At 61.9% G+C, this 4,613-nt stretch carries 5 protein-coding genes; all 5 read right to left on the bottom strand.

Annotated elements, in window-relative coordinates; genetic code table 11:
• Nucleotides 1-1,148: hypothetical protein (locus AC5JJ6_RS00070; protein ID WP_496040081.1), on the bottom strand; the 1,148-nt coding region annotated here is incomplete at its 3' end.
• A 243-nt stretch (nucleotides 1,149-1,391) separates the two neighbouring features.
• Nucleotides 1,392-2,045: an ERCC4 domain-containing protein gene (locus tag AC5JJ6_RS00075; protein WP_496040082.1), complete on the bottom strand. Its 654-nt coding sequence runs from the start codon at nucleotides 2,043-2,045 to the stop codon at nucleotides 1,392-1,394.
• A 134-nt stretch (nucleotides 2,046-2,179) separates the two neighbouring features.
• Complete coding sequence (locus tag AC5JJ6_RS00080; protein ID WP_496040083.1) at nucleotides 2,180-2,824, bottom strand: class I SAM-dependent methyltransferase; 645 nt, start codon at nucleotides 2,822-2,824, stop codon at nucleotides 2,180-2,182.
• Between the two features lies 1 nt (nucleotide 2,825).
• Complete coding sequence (locus AC5JJ6_RS00085; RefSeq protein ID WP_496040084.1) at nucleotides 2,826-3,257, bottom strand: hypothetical protein; 432 nt, start codon at nucleotides 3,255-3,257, stop codon at nucleotides 2,826-2,828.
• Nucleotides 3,254-4,613, bottom strand: a 1,360-nt coding sequence (locus AC5JJ6_RS00090; RefSeq protein WP_496040085.1) for a recombinase family protein, incomplete at its 5' end; no start/stop codon positions are given. The genes AC5JJ6_RS00090 and AC5JJ6_RS00085, both read right to left, overlap by 4 nt.

Here is a 4,613-nt window from a genome sequence, read left to right on the forward strand (position 1 = left end):
GTGGCCTGCCAATTCAGCGTCAGCACGCTGGATCGAAGAACCAGAAGGGCGAGGATAGCGGCTACCCAGATACCTTGGTGACCTTCCCGACGCGGCTGCAAGGCAGCCAAAAACAGGATCACAGCAGGAACGGGAAGCCGCTTGTCGAGAAAGTATGACTCCATTGCTCCGTGCGGCAGGATCAGTGCCAACAGCACAAAGGCAGTAGAAACTGCGGCTAGCCGCGGCTCCACGCTGACGGACCGGCGCATGAATGCGCTTAGGATGATCAGAACCGCCCCGCCGAGAACGACGAGATCGAACGACGTATTGCCGGAGGAGAGGATCCGCGTGAATGGCGATAGCTTCTTGAACAGCAGATCGTTCTGGTCGAAGACCAGAACAAAGGGCAGGCCACGAGCTGGGCTGGCCACAAAGTATAGCAAGGCTGCAGGTATGAAGGCCGCCGCGACAACAGCGATCCGGATCAGCAGTTTCACGACATCCCCATGCCAGCGGCGCCGGAGGCTATCTGCCTCCAGGACCAAAATGGCGACTGCAAAGAGGCCGAAGGCGACAAGGTGGCTAAACAGAATCAGCAGAGCGAACAGGCATGTTGTGGCCCATTGCCAGTAACGGCGGTCAGGCTCGAGCAGCAGCCAAGCGGCACATCCCCAGAGCACCAGCGCAATGCCGAGCAGATAATTGAGAAACCCCATGAAGAAAACTTCATTATACAGGAACAAGGCGGCAATTAGCGGCCAGTTCGAAGGCTGTCTGGTGGCCGCCGCATTCAGAACAAAAGCGCCGACAAGCGTCAGGATCAGAATCAGCAACAGCAGCCCTTGCCCGGCGGCCAGAGTGCCGATCCACCTGCTGAAACCAGCGACCAGGATGTCGGTTAGCACATTCGGGAGTAAAAGACTGTCCAGCTCAAAGACCTGCTGGAACAGCTCATTGTCCTGCCAGTGAGCCAGAATATGCGCCCGCGCCAAGTGGTTCGGGTAGTCGCCCAAGGGCGGCAATGCAGTCACCAGGACCGGTAGGCAGGCCAGCATCAGGCAAAACAGTAGGGTCAAGAGGGGCCGAGGCGCAGTGACGCCCTTCACGCGGACGGTTAAGCTATCATCCTCCAGTGCTGTTTTGTACGGCAGGCGCTCGCCGAGCATACTCTCTGCTCTCAAGCTAAAGCTGACGGAGATCTGCGTTCTGCTTCATGTTGGTCTTCAGCTTATTGATCTTTTTCGAAGTCCGCCAGCAGCTTAGCGCATCTATAAGGCGGGCTTTGGTGATGAAAGAGGTGACACTTCAAACCCCGATTGAGCCCTCCGGATCAGGCAGTTCGCAAGCCGAGGTCCTTGTAACTCCTATTGGGGAGAAGTCGTTCCCATATACCGGTGTTGGGGGCCTGCTCACACCGGATCCTGATAGGGCGTGTCGAGCGCAGCGCGAATGGCTTCGGCGGTCTTTCGGCCGAAGCCATGAACAGCAGCGATATCGGCAACATCCGCTGTTAAGACTCCCCGTACTGAGCCGAAGCGCTGCAGCAGAGTGCTGGCCTTCGTGCGTCCAATCCTGGGCAGACCGCTCACGATGTACTCGGCCAGCAATCGTGGATCAGCGGGCTTGCAGGGGCGCAGTGCCAGATCGCGACGGCCGTCCTGTAGCCGCTTGGCCATGGACAGCAGGAGGTCCGCCGTTTCCTGCAGGCTCTGCGTCCTCAGCACCGTCGCCCCCTCGACCACAGCGAGGTGGCTGATCGCGCCGGTGATCACCTTGGGCTCCAGCGCAATGTGGCTGTCGTAAGGATCGCCCTCAATAATCCAGACGACTTTGTCGTAGGTCGCCCGCAGCTTGGCCGACTGTTCAGCCATACGGCCATCCAGCAGCGAGGCCACGAAGTCCCCGTCGGCTTTGCGCTCGACAGCGGCGCCCGGCCCGATCAGGTAATCGCCGACATCGAGCGAGCCGGTCTCGATTTCGACAGCGCTGCCATCCACACCGTCAGCGGTTCGGAGCAGCTTCAAGATTTCGGCGGGTTCGTGGCAGTCGGCGATGATGCGCATGACGGCACCCATTGGGAGTGGGGGACACGCCATACAACCCGATTGAGGCATGAAATGTCACAAGGGAGGAAGAGTCGCCCGGGATATTCAGACTGGTTGGCACCACCGTATTCGGCGTTCAACGGGAATCAGCATCACGATATGGTTTCCAAGGAGCCTTCGGGATAATCGTTCTCACGTTCGAGCTGCTTGCGGCAGGGCGGTATCCATATAACCTTGGTCTCCGCGCCCACGTATCGCTTCTCCCACACCAGCCAAGCGTAGCTGGTCGCCGTACTTGCTTTCCGGTCCAAACGCCCTTTGACCATCGCCACCCGCTCGCTGAACGGCGCAAATTTTGATGGCGGCATCTGGCAAAAAAGGCTGGTATACCGTCCGACGCTTTCAATGAAAACGGTCCGAGCCAGAATGGCCACACCGTCCCTGGCAACTTCCAGGGCCTGATGTACGAATTGCTCGCTGTGGCGGAACGGCGGGTTGGTGATCACCCAATCGACCGAGTCCTTCTCGTATGGATGGGTCAGGAAATTACGTACCGGCCCGTAGCCATAGTTGTAGGCGTCCGAAGCATGGACCGTGCCGAAATACTCTGCGAGAGGGCGTGCCATGTGCCCAGCGCCGCAGGCCGGCTCAAGGCATGTCTTCTGCTCAAATGCACGACGATCATCCAAGACGTGCTCCAGCAGAGCCCGGGTAGCCCACGGAGGAGTGGGAAAATCATCGCGGCTATCTTTGGGTTCGATACGCTGGGCCATGACGGCGTGCGACGTGTTCTGCAATTTACTTCTCCTTGGAGAGCTGCTGTGTATTCATCAAGCGCCCATGCTGGGCTTCCCACTCCACCGGCAGCGGCTCCAGCAGCACCGGCAATCCCAGCGTGGGCGGCTGCCGACCGTTCAGGATGGCCTCGATGATCGACGGAGCCAGAAGCGATAAGCGCAAGACCCGACTGACGTAGGACTTGTTGATCTTCTCCGCCTCGGCTAGTTCGACCACCGAGCCGTATTGGCCCTCCTCCAGCAGGCGGCGCCAGCGGAAGGCCCGGGCGATCGCCTTGACCATGGCGTTGTCGATCCGTGACCGCGGCGGCGCCCAAGGAGCGGCACCTTCCGGCGCGACGATCAGCTTCCGTCCGCCATGGCGGCGGATCTTCAGTGGAACGCGGACAGTGACGCTCTGGCCGTCCCGGTCGAAGTTGGCGTCACTGCTCATGCCGCAGCCATCCGTTCCAACTCCCGGCCGCGCAGGTCGGCGACGAGGCTGGTGAGGCCGTCGGTCCGCAGCCTGATGTCGATGCCGTCAAGGCTGACATCCACCCGCTCGACCAGCAGCTGGAGGATGCGCGCCTGCTCCGCCGGGAATAGTTCCTCCCACACCGGATCGAGACGCTGGAGAGCTTCTACCACGTCGTTCTCGCTGATCACGGCGTCCTCGACCTTCGCCGCGCGCCAGGTGCGCACCACGATCTCCGGCGTGCGGATCAGCGCCCGCACCTGATCGATCACCGCCGCCTCGATCTCGCCGGCCGGAACCCGGCGCACCGGGCAGGCGTCGGCGCCCTGTTTGATCACGTCCATCGAAACGTAGTAGCGGTACAGCCGGCCTCGGCGTCGGGTGTGGGTCGGCGTCATGGCGCAGCCGGTCGGGCCGAAGATCAAGCCGCGCAGCAAGGCCGGGGTCTGGCAGCGGGTCCGGCCGGCGCGGGTCGGCGCTTTGGTTGCCAGAATGGTGCGTACCCGGTCCCACAGCATCCGGTCGATGATCGCCTTGTGCTCACCGGCATACGCCGTACCCTTGTGGACCGCCTCGCCCAGGTAGACCCGGTTGTTCAGCAGCTTGTACAGGTCGCCCTTATCGATCGGCTTGCCGCGCTTGGTGGTCACCCCCTCGGCCCGCAGGTCGCGCGCCAGTACGGTGGCCGATCCGACCGTCAGGAAGCGCTCGAAGATCATCCGCACCGTTGCGGCCTCGGTGCCGTTGACCACCAGCTTGCGTTCCCGGATGTCGTAACCCAGCGGCGGGTGGCCGCCCATCCACATGCCGCGTGCCCGCGAGGCAGCGAACTTGTCGCGAATGCGCTCGCCGATCACCTCGCGCTCGAACTGGGCGAAGCTGAGCAGGATGTTCAGCGTCAGCCGACCCATGGACGTCGTCGTGTTGAACGCTTGAGTGACGCTGACGAAGGTGACGCCCTGGCGGTCGAATACTTCGACCAGCTTTGCGAAATCCATCAGTGCCCGGCTCAGCCGGTCGATCTTATAAACCACCACGACGTCGACCCGGCCGCCCTCGATGTCCCGGAGCAGGCGCTGGAGCGCAGGCCGCTCCAGGGTGCCGCCGGAGAAACCGCCGTCGTCGTAGCGATCGGGCACCAGCATCCAGCCCTCCGCCTTCTGGCTGGCGACATAAGCCTCGCAGGACTCGCGCTGGGCATCCAGGCTGTTGAATTCCTGGTCGAGCCCCTCCTCGGTCGACTTGCGGGTATAGACGGCGCAGCGGACCTTTCGGACCGCGCTGACCTTGGCCGGCGACTTCCTCATTTGGCACCCCGCTGGTTCTTCAGGCCGA

The organism is Skermanella sp. (genome assembly GCF_059503625.1).